The 20,119-nt window shown below is 42.7% G+C and carries 18 protein-coding genes; 8 read left to right on the top strand and 10 right to left on the bottom strand.

The window, feature by feature from the left end; all coding sequences use genetic code 11:
* Nucleotides 1-71: 71 nt before the first annotated feature.
* From odhB to sdhC, 6 genes are all read right to left on the bottom strand, one after another.
* Entirely contained in the window at nt 72-1,283 is a 1,212-nt protein-coding gene (gene odhB / locus CHJ_RS04110; RefSeq protein WP_171754285.1) for a 2-oxoglutarate dehydrogenase complex dihydrolipoyllysine-residue succinyltransferase, read from the bottom strand.
* Between the two features lie 29 nt (nt 1,284-1,312).
* Complete coding sequence (gene sucA / locus CHJ_RS04105) at nt 1,313-4,123, bottom strand: 2-oxoglutarate dehydrogenase E1 component (protein WP_171754284.1); 2,811 nt, start codon at nt 4,121-4,123, stop codon at nt 1,313-1,315.
* A gap of 92 nt (nt 4,124-4,215) precedes the next feature.
* Nucleotides 4,216-4,929 carry a succinate dehydrogenase iron-sulfur subunit gene (locus tag CHJ_RS04100; protein WP_171754333.1) on the bottom strand — a complete coding sequence of 238 codons (714 nt, stop codon included), beginning with the start codon at nt 4,927-4,929 and terminating at the stop codon, nt 4,216-4,218.
* Between the two features lie 18 nt (nt 4,930-4,947).
* Nucleotides 4,948-6,714: a succinate dehydrogenase flavoprotein subunit gene (sdhA, locus tag CHJ_RS04095; RefSeq protein ID WP_171754283.1), complete on the bottom strand. Its 1,767-nt coding sequence runs from the start codon at nt 6,712-6,714 to the stop codon at nt 4,948-4,950.
* A complete protein-coding gene (gene sdhD / locus CHJ_RS04090) occupies nt 6,715-7,062 on the bottom strand; it encodes a succinate dehydrogenase, hydrophobic membrane anchor protein (protein WP_171754282.1) in 348 nt (115 codons plus the stop codon).
* Nucleotides 7,056-7,448 carry a succinate dehydrogenase cytochrome b556 subunit gene (gene sdhC, locus CHJ_RS04085; protein WP_171754281.1) on the bottom strand — a complete coding sequence of 131 codons (393 nt, stop codon included), beginning with the start codon at nt 7,446-7,448 and terminating at the stop codon, nt 7,056-7,058. Before sdhC ends, sdhD begins: the two co-directional genes overlap by 7 nt.
* A gap of 396 nt (nt 7,449-7,844) precedes the next feature.
* Between sdhC and CHJ_RS04080 the strand changes: the two genes are divergently transcribed.
* Nucleotides 7,845-9,134, top strand: a complete 1,290-nt coding sequence (locus CHJ_RS04080; protein WP_171754280.1) for a citrate synthase — start codon at nt 7,845-7,847, stop codon at nt 9,132-9,134.
* A gap of 106 nt (nt 9,135-9,240) precedes the next feature.
* On the opposite strand, the gene CHJ_RS04075 is transcribed toward CHJ_RS04080, so the two are convergent.
* Nucleotides 9,241-9,996: a Nif3-like dinuclear metal center hexameric protein gene (locus tag CHJ_RS04075; RefSeq protein ID WP_317916938.1), complete on the bottom strand. Its 756-nt coding sequence runs from the start codon at nt 9,994-9,996 to the stop codon at nt 9,241-9,243.
* 57 nt (nt 9,997-10,053) lie between these two features.
* On the opposite strand from CHJ_RS04075, the gene CHJ_RS04070 reads away from it, so the two are divergent.
* From CHJ_RS04070 to CHJ_RS04060, 3 genes are all read left to right on the top strand, one after another.
* Complete coding sequence (locus CHJ_RS04070; protein WP_317916937.1) at nt 10,054-10,821, top strand: DUF1853 family protein; 768 nt, start codon at nt 10,054-10,056, stop codon at nt 10,819-10,821.
* Between the two features lie 614 nt (nt 10,822-11,435).
* On the top strand, nt 11,436-12,386 hold the full coding sequence (locus CHJ_RS04065) for an OmpA family protein (RefSeq protein WP_317916936.1): 951 nt from the start codon (nt 11,436-11,438) through the stop codon (nt 12,384-12,386).
* Between the two features lie 17 nt (nt 12,387-12,403).
* The gene (locus tag CHJ_RS04060; protein WP_317916935.1) at nt 12,404-14,371 is read left to right on the top strand and encodes a hypothetical protein; all 1,968 of its coding nucleotides are present in this window, start codon (nt 12,404-12,406) and stop codon (nt 14,369-14,371) included.
* A gap of 65 nt (nt 14,372-14,436) precedes the next feature.
* On the opposite strand, the gene pgm is transcribed toward CHJ_RS04060, so the two are convergent.
* The gene (gene pgm, locus CHJ_RS04055; RefSeq protein WP_171754274.1) at nt 14,437-16,083 is read right to left on the bottom strand and encodes a phosphoglucomutase (alpha-D-glucose-1,6-bisphosphate-dependent); all 1,647 of its coding nucleotides are present in this window, start codon (nt 16,081-16,083) and stop codon (nt 14,437-14,439) included.
* Nucleotides 16,084-16,199: 116 nt separating this feature from the next.
* Entirely contained in the window at nt 16,200-16,772 is a 573-nt protein-coding gene (gene seqA / locus CHJ_RS04050; RefSeq protein ID WP_171754273.1) for a replication initiation negative regulator SeqA, read from the bottom strand.
* A gap of 270 nt (nt 16,773-17,042) precedes the next feature.
* Between seqA and CHJ_RS04045 the strand changes: the two genes are divergently transcribed.
* The 3 genes from CHJ_RS04045 (at nt 17,043) to fldA (ending at nt 18,916) form a co-directional block, all read left to right on the top strand.
* Nucleotides 17,043-17,855, top strand: coding sequence for an alpha/beta fold hydrolase (locus tag CHJ_RS04045; protein ID WP_317916934.1), 813 nt, complete (start codon nt 17,043-17,045; stop codon nt 17,853-17,855).
* Nucleotides 17,856-18,117: 262 nt separating this feature from the next.
* Nucleotides 18,118-18,339, top strand: coding sequence for a DUF2788 domain-containing protein (locus CHJ_RS04040; protein WP_171754332.1), 222 nt, complete (start codon nt 18,118-18,120; stop codon nt 18,337-18,339).
* Between the two features lie 49 nt (nt 18,340-18,388).
* Complete coding sequence (fldA, locus tag CHJ_RS04035) at nt 18,389-18,916, top strand: flavodoxin FldA (RefSeq protein ID WP_171754271.1); 528 nt, start codon at nt 18,389-18,391, stop codon at nt 18,914-18,916.
* A gap of 67 nt (nt 18,917-18,983) precedes the next feature.
* On the opposite strand, the gene CHJ_RS04030 is transcribed toward fldA, so the two are convergent.
* Complete coding sequence (locus CHJ_RS04030) at nt 18,984-19,487, bottom strand: DUF4442 domain-containing protein (protein ID WP_317916933.1); 504 nt, start codon at nt 19,485-19,487, stop codon at nt 18,984-18,986.
* Nucleotides 19,488-19,666: 179 nt separating this feature from the next.
* Here CHJ_RS04030 and fur point away from each other — a divergent pair, with 179 nt between their 5' ends.
* A complete protein-coding gene (gene fur, locus CHJ_RS04025) occupies nt 19,667-20,113 on the top strand; it encodes a ferric iron uptake transcriptional regulator (protein WP_171754269.1) in 447 nt (148 codons plus the stop codon).
* Nucleotides 20,114-20,119 lie beyond the last annotated feature (6 nt).

Here is a 20,119-nt window from a genome sequence, read left to right as displayed (position 1 = left end):
AGTTAGGGTATCAGAGTGGCTCTCCCCTGATACCCAGTGAATAGGACTAAAAGCCCAACTCAATTTTTTATCTATACATTCAGCAATAGTCTTGCTGGATCTTCTAGCAGTTCTTTGATGGTCACCAAGAAACCAACCGACTCGCGTCCATCGATTAATCTGTGATCATAAGAGAGTGCCAGATACATCATTGGCAAGATTTCTACTTTTCCATCAACCGCCATTGGACGGTCTTGAATTTTATGCATACCAAGTATTGCCGCTTGAGGCGGGTTGATAATTGGTGTCGACATTAATGAACCAAATACACCACCATTGGTGATGGTGAAGTTTCCGCCAATAAGTTCGTCGACAGTGAGTTTTCCATCACGACCTTTAATAGCAAGCTCTTTGATGCCTTTCTCAATATCAGCCATACCCAATGAATCACAATCTTTTAGTACAGGAGTCACCAACCCACGAGGAGTAGATACTGCCATGCTAATATCAAAGTAATTGTGATAAACAATATCAGTACCATCAATTGACGCGTTCACTTCAGGGTAGCGTTTTAGCGCTTCTGTCACTGCTTTTACATAGAAGGACATAAAGCCAAGACGCACGCCGTGGCGCTCTTCAAATTGGTCTTTATACTGCTTACGAAGATCCATAATCGGTTTCATGTTCACTTCGTTAAACGTGGTCAGCATCGCGGTGCTATTTTTCGCTTCTAGCAGTCGGTTTGCCACTGTTTTACGTAGACGAGTCATAGGAACACGTTTTTGACTACGTGCTGCCGCTGGAACTTCAACCGCTGGCTCTTGCTCTTTTTTCTCAACTTGAGCAGGTTTGTTAGCAAGGTAAGCCTCTACGTCTTCACGAGTGATACGCCCACCAACACCAGTGCCTTTTACTTGGCTAGCTTCAAGTCCATGCTCACCAAGCAGGCGACGAACTGCTGGGCTTAACCAGTCATTACTCTCTTCATCCAGAGAGGCTTTATGGCGCTTATCTGGCGATGCCTCTGTTGATTCAGTGGTATCTGAAGTCGGTTGGCCTGCGACTGCTCCCGGCTTTAACCTAGCAATCAATTGTTTAGACAGTACTGTGGCACCCTCTTCTTCAATGATCGCTTCTAACACACCCGCTTCTGGTGCAGGAACTTCCAGCACCACTTTGTCGGTTTCTATATCAACAATAACTTCATCACGAGCTATCGCTTCTCCAGGTTGCTTATGCCATGTCGCAACAGTGGCGTCAGCAACGGATTCAGGCAAATCTGGAACCAGAATTTCAATTGTCATAATCTCTTCTTCCTTAACTTCTAGAACTTTTAAAAGTCTAGATTTAAAGCATCATCAACTAACGCTTTCTGTTGTTTCATGTGTACGGACATATATCCTACGGCAGGTGAAGCAGAGGCTGGACGACCAGCGTATTTCAATGTCGCTCCCTGTATAGCATTGAGGAAATTGTGCTGGCTACAATACCAAGCGCCTTGGTTTTGAGGCTCTTCTTGGCACCAGACAAAATCTTGCACATTTTCGTAGGCGGCAATAATGTCGCGAACTTCAAATAGTGGGAATGGATAAAGCTGTTCAATACGGACAATAGCAACATCGTCCTGCTCATTCTTACGTCTCTGCTCAAGTAAGTCGTAATAAACTTTACCGGAACAGAATACAACTCGCTTCACTTTGCTGGCGTCTAAACTATCCACCTCTGGAATTGCAGGTTGGAAAGTGCCATCAGAAAGCTCTTCTAGCGTTGATGTACATAACGGGTGTCGTAGTAGCGATTTAGGCGACATCACAATAAGCGGTCGACGCATAGGTCGAACAACTTGGCGACGTAACATATGGTATACCTGCGCCGGAGTCGACGGGACAACGACCTGTATATTTTGCTCCGCACACAACTGTAGATAACGTTCAAGACGCGCAGATGAGTGCTCTGGACCCTGACCTTCATAGCCGTGTGGCAATAGCATCGTTAGTCCACACAAGCGTCCCCATTTCTGTTCACCAGAAGAGATAAACTGGTCAATAACCACTTGGGCACCATTAGCAAAGTCACCAAACTGTGCTTCCCAAATCGTTAATCCACCAGGTTCAGCCGTTGCATAGCCATATTCAAAAGCTAACACCGCTTCTTCAGACAATACCGAATCAAAGACTTCAAATGGCCCCTGCTTATTGTGTACATTTTGTAGAGGTACAAAGGTACTCGCGTCATCCTGATTATGTAGAACAGAGTGACGATGGAAGAAGGTGCCACGGCCAGAGTCCTGACCAGATAGTCGAATACGTCGGCTATCATCAACAAGCGTACCGTATGCCAAGATTTCAGCCATACCCCAATCTAATGGTTTTTCACCATTAAGCATGGAACGTCTATCGTTATAAATCTTGTTCACACGACTTTGTAGTTTATGACTTTCTGGATGCTGACACAGTTTTTCACCAAGCTTTTTAAGACGCTCAAATTCAAACTTGCTGTCCCATTCAATATTCCAGTCATGACCTAAGTAAGGGTTCCAGTCTACCGAGTGCATCTCCATTGGACGCCACTCTTTAACCACAACTTCTCCATGGTCAAGCGCATCACGGTACCCATTTACCAGCTCAGTTGCCGTTTCAATATCAAACTCACCACGATCAATTAACACGTCTGCATATAGCTTACGAGGTGTTGGGTGCTTTTTGATTTTTTGATACATCAAAGGCTGAGTCGCATTTGGTTCGTCCGCTTCATTATGGCCATGTCGGCGATAACAGACTAAGTCAATAACCACGTCACGCTTAAAGGTGTTGCGGTAGTCCAATGCAATGCGTGTGATGAAAGCAACCGCTTCTGGATCATCGGCATTAACATGGAAAATAGGTGCCTGAACCATCTTAGCGATGTCAGTACAGTACATCGTTGAACGCGTATCTTGCGGGTTAGATGTAGTAAAGCCAACTTGGTTATTGACTACGATACGTACTGTACCGCCTACTTGGAAACCACGAGTTCGAGACATGTTGAAGGTTTCTTGAACCACCCCTTGTCCCGCAATAGCTGAGTCACCATGGATGGTAATAGGTAATACTTTGCTCCCATCATCATCACCAAGTCTATCTTGACGAGCTCTTACAGACCCCATCACTACTGGGTTGACTATCTCTAAGTGAGAAGGGTTAAACGCCAAAGCTAGGTGAACATCGCCACCTGGAGTAGCAAAGTCGGCTGAAAAACCTTGGTGATATTTCACGTCACCGGTTCCCCAACTTTCACCATGTTTACCTGCAAACTCATCGAATAGATCTTGTGGTTTCTTACCCAATACATTAACCAACATATTGAGACGACCACGGTGAGCCATTCCTATAACGACTTCGCGCATTTCCGATTTACCTGCATGACGAATTAACTCTTTCATCATGGGTATTAGGGCATCACCACCTTCCAAAGAAAATCGTTTTGCTCCAGGGAACTTAGCACCTAAATATCGTTCCAAACCTTCCGCTGCGGTAAGCTCTTCTAAAAACGTCTTCTTCTCGTCAGCAGTAAATGATGGCTGGCCTAATACTGATTCCAAACGTTGTTGAACCCAACGTTTCTGCTCAGTATTGATCATATGCATATATTCTGCGCCGATAGAACCACAATAGGTTTTCTTTAATGCACCATAGAGATCTTTTAGTTGCATGGTCTCTTGCGAAACCGCAAAGGAACCTACGTTAAACGTCTCTTCAAAGTCGTCTTCAGTAAGATTATGGAAGGCAGGGTCAAGATCAGGACCGGGGTCTCTTTGCCAGATTCCCAGTGGATCTAAATTGGCAGCTTGATGCCCTCGGAAACGATAGGCATTAATTAACTGCAGTACTTTTACTTGTTTTGCATCGACATCAGGATCACTAACTTGGACATTGTAATGCTTTGTCTCTTGAGCGAGTCGCCGGAAGTAATCTCGAACTCGTGAATGAGACTGCTCTGCAATCTCAGATGTCTGCATAGGCAGCTCATCAAATACACGTTTCCACTCATCACTTACTAAATCGGGGTCACTTAGATACAGTTCGTAGAGTTCCTCTACATAAGTTGCATTGGCACCAGCCAAGTGTGAAGACTCGAGCCATGCCTTCATCACGCCGTTGTGCATATTTTCCCTTAAACAGTAGGTTATATTAATCCAACATTCCGTTGGCCTGTTTTAGCCGGCTATCTTAAAAAGAAGCCGGCAATACTTATATGTTAAACCGATTTATTCACCAGCATGGTCTTAATGTGACCAATGGCTTTGGTCGGATTTAATCCTTTAGGACATACACTTACACAATTCATGATGCCATGACAACGAAAAACACTGAAAGCATCATCAAGATCGGATAGGCGTTCGTCCCTAGCTGTATCACGACTGTCTATCAACCAACGATAAGCAGCTAGTAATCCCGCAGGGCCAATAAATTTGTCCGGATTCCACCAGAAGGATGGGCAGGATGTGGTACAGCAAGCACACATAATACATTCGTAAAGACCATCAAGATGAGCACGATCTTCAGGGGCTTGAAGATGTTCTCTCGAAGGTGGTAGGGCACCATCCGATATTAAATATGGTTTTACCTTTGCATAATTATCATAAAACTGCGTCATGTCCACTATTAAATCACGAACAACAGGTAATCCTGGTAATGGCCTAATTACAATAGGATTCTTCTCCATTAAGTCGGATAATGGAGTGATACATGCTAGACCATTTTTGCCATTCATGTTTAGGCCATCAGAGCCACACACACCTTCGCGGCAAGAACGTCTAAACGAGATCGAGGAATCTTGCTCTTTTAATAGAATAAGAGCATCCAAAACCATCATATCGGAGCCCTCTTCCACTTCAAGAGTGTACTCCTTCATGTGTGGTTTGTTATCCACATCAGGATTATAACGGTAAAGAGAGAAAGTTAGTTTCATCATTGTTTTAGTCTCCCTTTAGTATGTACGTACTTTTGGAGGAAACGCTTCACGATGAACCGGCTCCATGTTTACATCACGCTTAGACATCTCTTCTGTTTCCGGATTAAAGATTGAGTGGCATAGCCATTGCTCATCATCACGGTCAGGATAATCAAAACGAGCATGCGCACCGCGACTTTCTGTGCGGTAATTTGCCGCGACTGCGGTAGCAAATGCTGTTTCCATTAAGTTGTCTAATTCCAAACATTCGATACGTTGGGTATTGAACTCTGATGACTTGTCAGAAAGGTGGGCATTTTGTAAACGCTCACGAATCACTTTCAATTCATTAAGTCCATTCGCCATAGCATCTCCTTCACGGAATACAGAGAAGCTATTTTGCATACAAGATTGTAGATCTTTGCGAATCTGAACTGGATCTTCACCAGTGCTGCTATTTTCCCATCGCATTGTACGAGCCAATGACTCTTCAATATCTGATTCAGTTGCAGGGCGAGCTTCAGCTTGCGCTTGTAATGTTTCACCAAGGTGTAAGCCTGTTGCACGGCCGAATACCACCAAATCAAGCAGTGAGTTACCGCCTAATCGGTTCGCACCATGTACTGATACAGATGCAATTTCACCACAAGCAAACAGGCCTTGTACTTCTACATCATTACCGCTGCCATCAAGCTTAATGGCTTGACCAGAAACCTGAGTAGGTACACCACCCATCATGTAGTGACACGTTGGAATAACAGGGATTGGCTCTTTAACAGGATCGACGTGAGCGAATGTTCTCGACAGCTCACAAATACCCGGTAAACGAGACTCAAGAACATCTTTACCAAGATGATCAAGCTTAAGCTTAATATGAGGTCCCCATGGGCCATCGCAACCACGACCTTCACGGATTTCTATCATCATAGAACGAGCGACAACGTCACGACCTGCAAGGTCTTTCGCATTTGGAGCGTAACGCTCCATGAATCTTTCGCCATCTTTATTGAGGAGATAACCACCTTCACCACGACAACCTTCTGTTACCAATACCCCGGCACCAGCGATTCCCGTTGGGTGGAACTGCCACATTTCAATATCTTGCATTGGTACGCCAGCACGCAACGCCATACCAACACCATCACCAGTATTAATATGAGCATTAGTGGTCGAGGCGTAAATACGTCCTGCGCCACCTGTGGCTAAAATAGTTGCTTTAGATTTGAAGTAACAAATCTCACCACTTTCCATACAGATAGCAGTACAGCCCATGATTGCGCCGTCTTGGTTCTTCACTAAGTCCAACGCATACCACTCAGAGAAGATGGTGGTTTTATGCTTAATATTTTGTTGATACAGAGTATGCAGCAATGCGTGACCTGTGCGGTCTGCCGCCGCCGCTGTACGTGCTGCTTGCTCGCCACCAAACTCTTTTGATTGACCACCAAACGGACGTTGATATATTGAACCATCTTCAAAACGAGAGAACGGTAAACCCATTTTCTCTAGTTCAATCACAGACTCTGGACCGTTCTTACACATATATTCAATGGCATTCTGGTCACCGATATAATCGGAACCTTTTACTGTGTCATACATATGCCACTGCCAATTGTCTTGGTGAGAGTTACCAAGCGCAACCGTAATACCGCCTTGAGCAGATACAGTGTGAGAACGGGTTGGAAATACTTTTGATAACAAGGCACAACTTAGGCCCTGCTCTGAAATTTGTAATGCGGCACGCATACCTGCGCCACCGGCACCGATTACAACGGCATCGAATTCACGAACTGGAATAGTCACTTACGCACCCCACAGAATAAATAGGCCAGAGAAGAAATAGACGAACAGTACTGCTACAAATGCGAATTGAAGCAAACCGCGTACTAAATTTGGCTTGATATAGTCAGTTAACACTTGCCAGATACCAATCCATGCATGGATCAATATAGAGGTCAGTGCCAACATGGAAAACGCTTTGGTAAAGGTTCCACCAAAAAAAGCTGTCCATGTGTGGTAAGTGATTTCGCCACCAAAAGCACAAAACCCAACAATGTATATGGTATACAAAGTCAGGATAATAGCTGTGGCACGAATCAGTAGGAAGTCGTGGATACCATTACGACCAAACGATGATACATGCTTTACCATACCAAAATTCCTCCAAGTAACGACAATACTGCAGTAGCAGCAAAAGTAACCTTGGCCGTCATTGTGCCGGATTCAAAATCTTCATAATGACCTAAGTCCATTATAAGATGACGAATACCACCAACAATATGGTAGGCAAGTGCAGTTAAGATTCCCCACAAGATAAACTTCACTAAAAAGCTATCGACTAGATCAGCGGCTTGCATAAAGCCTTGTGGTGAGGAGAGGGATAATGACAACAACCAAAGCAAAATACCGACAGCTACAAATGTAATCACACCTGACACGCGATGGACGATGGACGCGATTGCAGTAATCGGAAAATGAATGGTCTGTAAATCGAGATTAACAGGTCTTGGCTTTCTTTCTTTCACGGGCTTGCTCACTCAGCTCCTTTGAGCATTTATTGTTATGATCAATTTAAGATGTCAACCCCGCAAAACTTAACTTTAATTTAACATTTATAGCCGTTAAGCGGGACTTTAAATGTAAATTTTTTGTTAAATGACTAGTGAAATTTTAATGACGTTATTTCTTTCTAGCCTTGAATTTATAAGGAGTTAACAACAAAATTCTTGGTCACTATACGGCTGGCAACATATTAATACAATTGTCTTAACAAAAACTGCTACACAGAACATGTTTTTTCAACGAAAAATGATGAAAATCTTAACAAGTGCACACAAAAAGTTAGAAAAATTGACTTTAGTTATGATCATGAGTACAAATTGTCACACTAATAAAGTCCTGGATGGATAAAATTATAATCAAAGGAGATTGTTATGGCAGATAAGAATGCGACCCTTCATATTGAAGGTAAAGCACCAATTGAACTGCCGATTATGGATGGTACTTTAGGCCCTGAGGTAATCGATGTTCGTAAGCTAGGCTCAAATGGCTACTTTACTTTTGACCCTGGTTTTCTTGCCACTGCATCTTGTGAGTCCCAAATCACTTTTATTGATGGTGGAAAAGGTGTACTTCTACACCGAGGCTACCCAATTGATCAGCTTGCTAACAATGCAGATTACCTGGAAGTCTGCTACATACTGCTATACGGCGAAGCCCCTAATCGTAAGGAATATGAAGAGTTTAAGAAAATCGTAACCAAGCACACTATGGTTCACGAACAGATCGCAAGCTTCTTCCACGGTTTCCGACGTGATGCTCACCCAATGGCGATAATGGTAGGCGTAGTAGGTGCTCTAGCGGCCTTCTATCATGACTCATTAGATATTAATAACGACACACACCGTGAAATTGCGGCATACCGTCTACTATCTAAAATGCCGACTTTGGCGTCAATGTGTTACAAGTACTCTATTGGCCAGCCATTTATTTACCCAAGAAACGATTTAAGCTACGCAGAGAACTTCTTACATATGATGTTCGCAAACCCATGCGAAGATTATAATGTAAACCCTGTTGTTGCTCGTGCAATGGACAAAATCTTAACCTTGCATGCAGACCACGAACAGAACGCATCAACGTCAACTGTGCGTTTAGCGGGTTCTTCTGGTGCTAACCCATTTGCATGTATTGCGGCGGGTATTGCGTCATTATGGGGTCCTGCTCATGGTGGTGCTAACGAAGCATGTCTTCGTATGCTAGAAGAAATTGGTTCAGTGGATAACATCCCAACTTACGTGAAGAAAGCCAAAGATAAAGATGACCCATTCCGTCTAATGGGCTTCGGTCACCGTGTTTATAAGAACTATGACCCACGTGCAACGGTTATGCGTGAAGCATGTCACGAAGTACTAAAAGAGCTTAACATTGAAGATCCATTGTTAGATGTTGCTATGGAGCTTGAGAAAATTGCACTGTCTGATGAATACTTCGTTGAGAAGAAACTGTACCCGAACGTAGATTTCTACTCAGGTATCATCCTCAAAGCGATCGGTATTCCAGTGTCTATGTTTACTGTAATTTTTGCTATGGCTCGTACTATCGGTTGGATCGCTCACTGGAATGAGATGCACGGAGATCCGGATAACCGTATTGGTCGTCCACGTCAGCTTTACACAGGTCAAGAAATGCGTGAGTTTAACCCTCTGCATGAACGTGAGTAACGAATAACAGCAAGTAAAGAGCGTATGAGAATATGACTCCTTGCTAGATAAAAGGTTGGCTTATGCCAACCTTTTTTATTGCGTAACCATCAGCGAATAAGAGTCACTATACTGGATTATCGATATCAATAAACTGAACATCTAAGCCATGTTCTTCCGCTAACCACTCTCCTAGCGCTTTTACACCATATCGCTCAGTAGCATGGTGCCCTGCACTAAAGTAGTGAATACCCTGCTCCCTTGCAGAGTATGTTGTTCGCTCGGAAATCTCTCCCGAAATAAACGCGTCTAACCCTCTGGCAGCCGCAAGCTCAATATAGTCTTGTCCACCACCAGTACACCAACCCACTGTTTTTATCGGCTTATCCATATCCGGTGCGATATGTAATGGTTCTCGATTTAATACCGATGCAATTTTCTCAGCCAACTCAGCACCAGACATACTATGGGCTAGCTCTCCATGCAGAGCAACAGACTGAGGTGATGGCTCTAAGCCACCCGTTATTTCAATACCCAACAAACTGGCTAACTTAGCATTGTTACCCAACTCAGGGTGTACATCTAATGGTAAATGATACGCGTACAAGTTGATGTCATTGTGAATCAGTGCTTTTATTCTCGAGCCTTTCATTCCGCGAATGGCTTCTGGTTCACCTTTCCAAAAATAACCGTGATGAACAAGCAAAGCATCGGCTTTTAACTCAATGGCTTTATCAATAAGTGCTTGCGATGCCGTTACTCCGGTAACCATTTTTAACACTTCTTGTCGCCCTTCTACCTGAAGTCCATTTGGGCAATAATCCTTAATTAACTCAGGAGACAATTTTTTATTTAACAGTAACTCTAATTGCAAGTGGTTCATATTGTGTTATACCGTTTATTAACAAGCGTTAATTGAGAATATTACAGGAAATCGGTCATGCAGGCATCACTAGAAAAAGCCGCTCGTTGGATTACTCAACAGCAAACTATTTTATGCCCCGATCAATTACCAATAGCAAGTAACCCTTTTAGTAACCACTCCGTTGATTTTGTCGTCAATTACTCTGGCAATAAACGCCTAGGGTTTGTCTACCAAGCCCTGTGTAAACAGTTATTCGAACAATCAGAACAGTATCAAGTTGTGGCGGAAGAGATTCAGCTAATCGCCAATAAAAGAACCTTAGGTGCCATTGATTTTATCGTACAGCACCAGAGTAACTATCAGCATTGGGAAGTTGCCATTAAATTTTATCTTCTACACGATGATCATTGGTATGGTCCAGATAGCCGTGATCGGCTAGATCTAAAACTGAATCATATGCTGAATCATCAGTTAGCGATGTCAGCAACAGACACATTTAAGCAGCGATATCCTTATATTAGCAACATCACTTCACATCTATTTATGCAAGGCCGGCTTTATATTAATCCATTTGAACAAAACAGCCTTCCTCAGCACTGCTTAGGACACCGCATCAACCACCACTCCATTACTGGCTTTTGGTGTTATCAACATCAGTGGAAACAGATAACAGAGCCCCTTTATCGATTAGATAAAATTAACTGGATAGCAGGAAACGTTGGCCAAGCCGAACGCTATATTCTGCCAAATAATCCATTGCAATATACCGTACACTGCCAAGATCAAACAGGGCAATTTTGGATGATTGTTCCGGATAACTGGCCTCAAATTAAACAACCTTGAAAGGGTTAGTCATTCCTCCCACTCTCTTTTTGAACTATATACACTGCTATCGTTTTAAGTTCTGCATTTTGAAATAGTTTGATTTTAATAAAAAAAGAAGTGGCATAACATATAAAATGCTCAATAGTAATTTAACAGCCAGCTTGCACCTTATAAAAACATTTAGATACAAAAAAGAGAATGACATTCCATCTTAAATTATATTCAAACATAAACACAATTACCTCAAAGAAGAAGATTAAAAAAACACTAGAAAAAAGAAAAGGTTAGAACACACAACCTTCAGTACAACCACCATTAATATCATATTTAACCTAATAAACACCCCTTGCTCAGCACTCCTAAAAATACTTTAAACATCAACAAGTTAAAATATCCCCACTCAAAAAATTGGTAGATGGCTAAATTTAGACTCAGAAAATAAATAAGAAAAATCTTATTACTTACACAAACAAAGAAGACATATCCTCCCATAAAAATAACACAACCAATTAATCCAAGAAATTTAAGTAGATAAAAATATTTACATTTAATCCCAGAAAGCAAAAGAATTTAAGGTTGATTCTTCTATGACAGCTACGAAGTATATAAATTGCCTTCGAAATATGCTCTTTATGGTTATAACGATAGCCTACAACAGCACTGCGAACTCAGAACCGTATATCGGCGCAGGTATCGGAGTTTCGACATACAGCAGCACTTGCAGCAACACCTCGACAAGTTGTAAAGAAAGTACCGCCGTTTACAAGCTGTTGGCTGGCTACACATTACCTTACAACTTTGCCATAGAAAGTGCCTATCACGATTTAGGTTCTCCTACAGCAACGTTCACCGATCGCACCATTGATGTTGCTATCAATGGTGTAGAAGTTTCGATACGTAAGAAGCTTCCGCTTACAGAACAAGAACAAGCATTTGTTTATGGCAAGGCAGGCGGTTTACTTTGGAAAGCACAAAATACCGATGAAAAATCAGGAGCCTCTCCGCTTCTTTCATTAGGAGGAGAATATTTTTTTACCCCTTCGTTATCAATCAATGCTGAATATCAATGGGCAGATGATATCAAGTATGTGGGCGAATCCGATATGCACTTATTCACACTTGGCCTCAATTACTTCTTTAATCAGTCAGAAGGTATTCCAGCCATTTCACAACCTAACCTCTTAGTTGAACCTGAACATGAACGCATTTTTATAAAAGAATACAAAGAGATCATTAGTTCGGAAACAAATGATCTTGTCATGTTTAAGAGCGGAAGCCATCAACTAACAGATTTTATGAAGTCTCGGTTACAAAACATTTTACTAAGACTCAAAAAATATCCGCAATCTACTCTGGAAATTATTGGTCACACTGACAACATCGGTACTGCCGAATCCAATATGACACTGTCTATATCGCGAGCAAGAAGCGTTGCTAACTATCTAAAATATCAAGGAATAAACAAGGATCGTCTCACCATCACAGGTAAAGGTGAGCATTGGCCAAAAGCCAGTAATCGTACCGCTGAAGGACGCATGTTAAATCGACGAGTAGAGCTGATATCTCCTTCGTTTAGCCTTTAATGTAAGAGGTATTCATTATGATTATAAGAACAATTCTACTTGTATTGTGTATGTTCAGCATTGTTGGTTGTAAAAATGACTCTACCAATCCGCTAATATCTGTTTCAAGTGATAAATCTGGCAGAGTCCCCAACACTGATAGTGACGGCGATGGTATTAACGATAGTGACGAAGTGACTAATGGCACCGATCCGAAAGATCCCAATGACCCCATCATTAACGGCGACAAGGACACCGATGGCGATGGCATCACCAATGGCAAAGAGCATATTGATGGTACTGACCCCAATGATCCCAACGACCCCGTCATTAACGGTGACAAGGACAACGATGGTGATGGTATCCCAAATGGCAAAGAGCACATTGATGGCACTGACCCTAACAATCCTGACACCGATGGCGACGGTATTAGCGATGGCGATGAAGCCACCAATGGCACCGACCCGAAAGATCCCAATGACCCTATCACTAACGGCAACAAGGACACCGATGGCGACGGCATCACCAATGGCAAAGAGACCGAGATCGGCACCGATCCCAACAAGCCTGACACTGACGACGATGGCATTAACGATGGTGACGAAGTGACCAATGGCACCGATCCCAAAGCCCCTAATGACCCTGTAGTCAACGGCAACAAGGACACCGACGGCGATGGCATTAATGATGGTGGCGAAGTGACCAATGGCACCGACCCCAAAAACCCCAATGACCCTATCACTAACGGCAATAAGGACACCGATGGCGACGGCATCACCAATGGCAAAGAGACGGTGATCGGCTCCGACCCCAATGATCCCAACGACCCTGTCATTAACGGCGATAAAGACAACGATGGCGACGGCATCCCAAATGGCAAAGAGCACATTGATGGCACTGACCCAAACACGCCTGACACCGATGGTGACGGCATTAGCGATGGCGACGAAGCCACCAATGGCACCGACCCGAAAGATCCCAATGACCCTATCATTAACGGCAACAAGGACACCGATGGCGACGGCATCACCAATGGTAAAGAAAGCGTGATCGGCACCGACCCCAACAAGCCTGACACTGACGGCGATAGCATTAACGATGGTGATGAAGTGACCAAAGGCACCGACCCGAAAGATCCCAATGACCCTATCACTGACGGAAACAAGGACACCGATGGCGATGGTATCACCAATGGCAAAGAGACCGTGATCGGCACCGACCCCAAAGATCCCAACGACCCCGTCATTAACGGCGACAAGGACGACGATGGCGACGGCATCTCAAATGGCAAAGAGCACATTGATGGCACTGACCCTAACAACCCCGATACCGATGGTGATGGCATTAATGATGGTGACGAAGTGACCAATGGCACCGATCCGAAAAAAACCAATAGCCCATTTGTGGATACTGACGGCGATGGTATTTCAGACAGTCAAGAAATTGCTGATGGTACAGATCCAAAAAAACCAACGCCAAATCCAGAGCATGTAGTCTTTGTTAGAGATATACCAATGTGGTTTTCATTCCCACAAACACTGGATGAATATAATGAAGGGATAAATCAAGCAAAAAGCCCACGATATAATAGTGGCTCATACGACGAGAATGACAAAAAATGGCCACTCTTTATGAGACATGATGGCAGTGCGTACTTGTCATCAGCATATTCAGGACCAGCGGCATGGTATTGTCAAACGAATTTAGAGGACATGAAATACAATGGCAATAATCTAGGTTGGCAAATACCGGTTAATGAAGTGTTTGAAGCGATTTTTGATAAGTATGGAGATGTTTCTAATTTAGGCTGGCCAACCGATAAACCATATTGGTCAGCAGCTGTACGTTGGGATGGGGGTGGTACTACCAATGGAACATTTACATATTACAATATGGCTACAGGTAAACAAAGCACTACAAGGAACCAAACACAAAAGTTCTATGCGATATGTTTCGTACACTGCACAGCAAGTAAGTGCGACACCGATCATATTGCGAGACCTTAGTTAGGTTATCGAAGTAAATAAGAGGGTTTACTACTAAACCCTCTTATTTTTTCAACACCGTAATATTATAAACCCGCGTCAGCAAACACTTGATTTACGATTTCTTGTGCTTCTTTTTCTATCGCTTTTAGATGTTCTTCACCTTTAAAGCTCTCACAATAAATCTTATAAATATCTTCAGTACCTGATGGACGAGCAGCAAACCAACCATTTTCAGTGGTTACCTTCAACCCCCCAATTGCTGCACCGTTTCCTGGAGCATTAGTTAAGCGAGCCGTAATTGGCTCCCCTGCGAGTAACTCAGCAGAAACCATGTCTGGTGACATTTTCGCTAGCACCGCCTTTTGTTCAGGATTTGCTACCGCTTGTATACGGTTATAGGCGGACTCGCCATGTTTCGCGGCCAGCTCTTCATAGTACTGTTGAGGATTCTTCCCTGTTACTGCCGTTATTTCCGCAGCAAGTAAACACAAAAGAATACCATCTTTATCGGTCGCCCATGAGGTGCCATCTTTACGTAAGAACGAAGCGCCGGCACTCTCTTCACCACCAAAACCGAATGAACCGTCATACAATCCATCAACAAACCATTTAAAACCAACAGGTACTTCGCACAGTTCACGGCCAAGATCAGCTACCACACGGTCAATCAGTGCGCTAGACACCAAAGTTTTACCAACAGCGACCTCTTTACCCCAACCTTCACGGTGACGGTATAAATAATCAATACAAACCGCCAGATAATGGTTTGGATTCATTAGGCCTTTAGGTGTGACGATGCCATGGCGATCATAATCAGGGTCATTACCAAAAGCCAAATCATAATCGTCTTTTAGAGCCAATAGACCCGCCATCGCATAAGGTGATGAGCAGTCCATTCGAACCACACCATCTTTATCCAATGACATAAATTGGAAAGAAGGATCAATCGCTTCATTCACCAAAGTAAGATCCAACTGATATGTTTCCGCTATCTGACGCCAGTAGTCGATACCTGATCCGCCAAGTGGATCGACACCTATTTTTAAGTTCGCTTTCTGGATCGCTTCCATATCAATGACATTGACCAAATCATCAATGTATGGCTTAACCAAATCCACTTGCAGCAACAGCTCACTTGCTTGTGCTTCTGCTAGCGGCATACGTTTAACACCTTCTAAACCAGCGGCAATCAGTTGATTAGCACGATCTTCAATCGCTTTCGTTAACTCACCTTCTGCTGGGCCACCATGAGGCGGATTGTACTTAATGCCACCGTCTTGAGGTGGGTTATGAGAAGGCGTAATGACAATACCATCCGCTTTTTCTTGTTGCTTAAGGTTATGCGTCAAAATAGCATGAGAAATACCTGGTGTCGGAGTATAGCCATTATCTTGCTGGACAATCACTTGTACTCCGTTGGCAATTAACACCTCAATGGCGGTAAAAATAGCAGCTTCAGAAAGTGCATGGGTATCTTTACCTACAAACAGCGGACCTGTCGTACCTTTACTTTGTCGTACCTCAGCAACGGCTTGGGCAATGGCCAAAATATGGTTCTCATTAAATGTCGACTTATCTGCTGTTCCTCTATGACCAGAGGTTCCAAATTGAACCTTATGAGCAGTGTTACTCGGATCAGGTTGCAATAAAAAATAATTTGCCACTAATGCGGGAATATTGTGTAAATCTTCTTGCTGAGCTTTTTGCCCTGCGCGAGCGTGTATTGCCATACGAATAATCCTTTAAAACAAAAAAATAAAAACTAAAAAAGCCTCATAACGACGTTTGAGGAACTACATCATTATGAGGCTTAAATCTCATATAAAACTACACTGCCGTCTAAAAACTATATGGAACTGCACACTTTTTCGATCAAATCAGCTTGGAACCCCATTCTTGTCATTAGTTGGTCAACCATTTGACGTTTACGATTGGTGTTGTTATTGGTAATTACCCAAAATGGGGTTGCTGGTATCGCTCGTGGTTTGGTGGTTTTACCGCTAGCAAGTAGGACATTTTCATTGTCTGCAAAATAGACTCGTGTTCTACCTTTTACCTGAGTAGCTTCGGCAAAGCTCGGCTTATCAATTTGATACAGCGACGATAGAACAAGCATAAAACGGTCGATCGCTTTATTGCTTGCAGCAAATTCATCAGAGATAAGGAGTGAGCGCATCACTTTAATGCCATCTACTTTCTCTTCATTCCCTGCATCTTTGCTGACCACGATTCCTACAGGTTGGCTCTCAATCGCCGTTGTTGTTTGTTCTTCAACTTCCGGTTCAGTGATTTGGGCAGCAGGCTCTGTACCATCTACATGCAATAGACGTCGAAGGATATCCGACGCACTTTCACCAATATGTTCGGTTTGGCCCGCTATATAACGGTAAAGATCTTCATCAACTTCAATCGTTTTCATTCGCTTTTCACAATCTCACTGTTTTAATATCTTGATAATTATACCCAAGTAACTTCAAGATGCTATATTCAATTTGCTTGAGTACTAAGCCGACACTATACTCAAGTGACCTCAAGGGTCGAGTTTTATTGGCTTCTGCTCTGTGCGACTGATCCTTGCCGTAGAATGACTATGCCTTCAAATCAGTGCCTTGATCAAAAGCCAATTAATGCTCGCTGAACAGGCTCCTTGAGTATAACATTCTTTTAAAACTTCAATAAAATACCTATTATGCATAATCAGTTTAACCATATTCAGCCAGACAATAACCAACCTGACAGCCAGCAACTTAACTACAAACTGCAAGGTAACGGCGATAGCATCGTCTTATTACACGGACTGTTTGGAAACCTAGATAATTTAGGTCTGCTTGCTCGAGATCTTGTCGACGATCACCAAGTTTTAAGTATTGACCTCCGAAATCACGGCCAATCCTTCCATAGCGAAAGTCACAGCTACGCAGAAATGGCCAATGATGTCTATAGACTGCTTGTATCGTTGAACTTGAGTAAGGTAACGTTAATTGGTCACTCTATGGGCGGAAAGGTTGCTATGAAATTGGCCGCTGACCATTGTGAACTGATCAATAAGCTCATTGTTATGGATATGGCTCCGGTGGCCTATACACGCCGAAAACATGATAACGTCTTTGATGGTTTACAAGCGGTTATTAATACGCCGCCAGCGGATCGCAGTTCAGCTTTAGCGCTACTAGCCCAGCATATCGAAATGGAAGGTGTTAGACAGTTTCTTAGTAAATCTTTGTTCAAAAAAGAAGGCAAGCTAGTATGGCGTTTTAATGTCGACTCTATTCTAGAAAACTACTGGAATATTCTTGGCTGGACAGAAAACCCACCTTGTGATGTTAATACTTTGTTCTTAAAAGGAGCAGACTCTGATTACATTACCACACAGTACCAGAAAGATATTCAAAGCCAATTTCCCAATGCTAAAGCTCATGTTATCGCCAATACTGGACACTGGTTACACGCAGAGAAACCTCAAGAAGTATTACGCGCTATAAGGCGCTTTATAAAAAAATAGTGGTGAAAAGGGCTATATACTCTTGCCGTAGTATGACTATGCCTTCAAATCACAACCTTGATCAGCTGCCAATAAATTCTCGCTGAACGAGCACCTTGAGGTCACTTGAGTATACATCCGACAGTTATATAATAATCGTTTACTATGCCAAAATGCCCAAAGAGACTGCCTTAACGAGATCCACAGCCCAAGGTAATAGATCATTAACTTTACATGTTAAGAATGATATAGTGCGTGCACGAAAATGGCATTAGGAAGTGACATGCTCTACGACTACATCGATATACTGGAATCTATCGGATTAGATCTATTATTTGCCGCCATCTTTTTTCTCATTGGTATGGCAATAAAAGACGTTCTAAAGCAAGGTAATGTTCCTATATTTGGTCAGCGTGTTGTTTGGTCTGTTCTATTTTTGGGGTGTGCAGGCTTTATCGCCAAAGGCATTATTCAACTTAGCTGGGAAGGCACAGGGCTAGGTTAAAACCTCAACGCTTCCGCCAACATCAACAATAAATTATAGGTATTCATTTATGGCAAGTGTAGGTCTCTTCTTTGGTAGCGATACTGGTAATACAGAAGCCGTAGCAAAGATGATTCAAAAACAGCTTAGTAAAAAGCTCGTTCATGTTCAGGATATTGCAAAAAGCAGCAAGCAAGATATCGATAACTTTGACCTGCTTATTTTAGGTATCCCAACTTGGTATTACGGTGAAGCACAATGTGACTGGGATGACTTCTTCCCAGAGCTTGAAGATATTGATTTTTCTACCAAGCTTGTTGCGATCTTTGGCTGTGGTGATCAAGAAGACTATGCAGAGTATTTTTGTGACGCAATGGGTAACATTCGTGACATCGTTGAAACAAAAGGTGGCACAGTACTTGGACACTGGCCAACCGAAGGCTATGAGTTTGAAGCGTCAAAAGCGCTAGTCGACGAAAACACATTCGTTGGGCTGTGTATCGATGAAGACCGTCAACCAGAGCTCACCAATGAGCGCGTCACTACATGGGTTAACCAAATCCATGAAGAAATGTGCTTGGCTGAGCTAGAAGACTAACGTCTGCCAACTCAGCTGTTCAAATTCTTACTGGTTATTTTGTACAAGTAACGGCAAAAGCGTTTCATTAAACTGAAACGCTTTTTTCTTCCATTTCTCTATATTTTGGCTTTTTTCTCACATACAGTTTTCGCTGTACCTCTGAAATAACATTGTCATCCTGATCTTTTACATAGATCACAAATTCGGGAAAACACTTTTCACCAGTAGCGGTTTTGGTCAAGATATCATCCAGTACATCCTGACTTATTTGAAATTCGGCATAAAGATCACTCGACCCCGGCTTAATAAAGTTGATGCTCGCCTCTTTATCCCAAACAAAGTACTTCTCACCTAAAATACCCATTAGCATCAATGCGTATATGGGATCCGTCAAAGAGAAAATACTCCCGCCAAACTGAGTTCGATTCGCATTTTTGTTCCACCAGCGTAGTTTCAACCGTACTCTTACGTTCCTAAAATCCTCACTAATGCTTTCAATTTTAATCCCTGCTCCCCAAAAAGGTGGCCAAGCATTAAGCGCAAACCGCACAATTCCCGGTCGATAAATACGCGCTAGTCCCTTATTCATAACTATCCCTGTTAACAAAATGTTATTACCAGAGTACAATATCCGAAATTTCGAGCAAATATTCAAATGTTAATTATTAACCCTTTGAAGTTTGAGGTTTAATGTTATTGCACGCTGACCTATAATGGGGACAATTGTAACTGTCGCATTAACTATGCAGTTCATCTACAGGAAGAGATATGACAGATAATAATAAAGCGCTTAAAGACGCTGGACTTAAAGTGACCTTACCACGTCTTAAAATTCTTGAAGTACTTCAAGAGCCAGCATGTCAGCACATCAGCGCCGAAGAGCTGTATAAAAAACTAATAGACCTTGGTGAAGAGATTGGTTTAGCGACGGTTTACCGTGTTCTGAATCAGTTCGACGATGCAGGTATCGTAACCCGTCACCATTTTGAAGGCGGTAAATCAGTATTTGAATTGTCCACTCAGCATCATCATGATCATTTAGTGTGTCTAGATTGTGGCGAAGTTATTGAGTTTTCAGACGATGTCATTGAGCAGCGCCAAAAAGAGATTGCTCTCTCTTACAATATTGAACTGACCAATCATAGTTTATACCTTTACGGCAAATGTCTTGAAGGAAACTGTAAAGATGATAAGTCTGCGCACATCAAGAAGTAAAGAGTT

The organism is Vibrio sp. MACH09 (genome assembly GCF_033238805.1).
Lineage (GTDB): Bacteria > Pseudomonadota > Gammaproteobacteria > Enterobacterales > Vibrionaceae > Vibrio.
The sequence above is the reverse complement of the archived record's forward strand: the minus strand, read 5'-3'. Positions and strand labels throughout refer to the sequence as shown.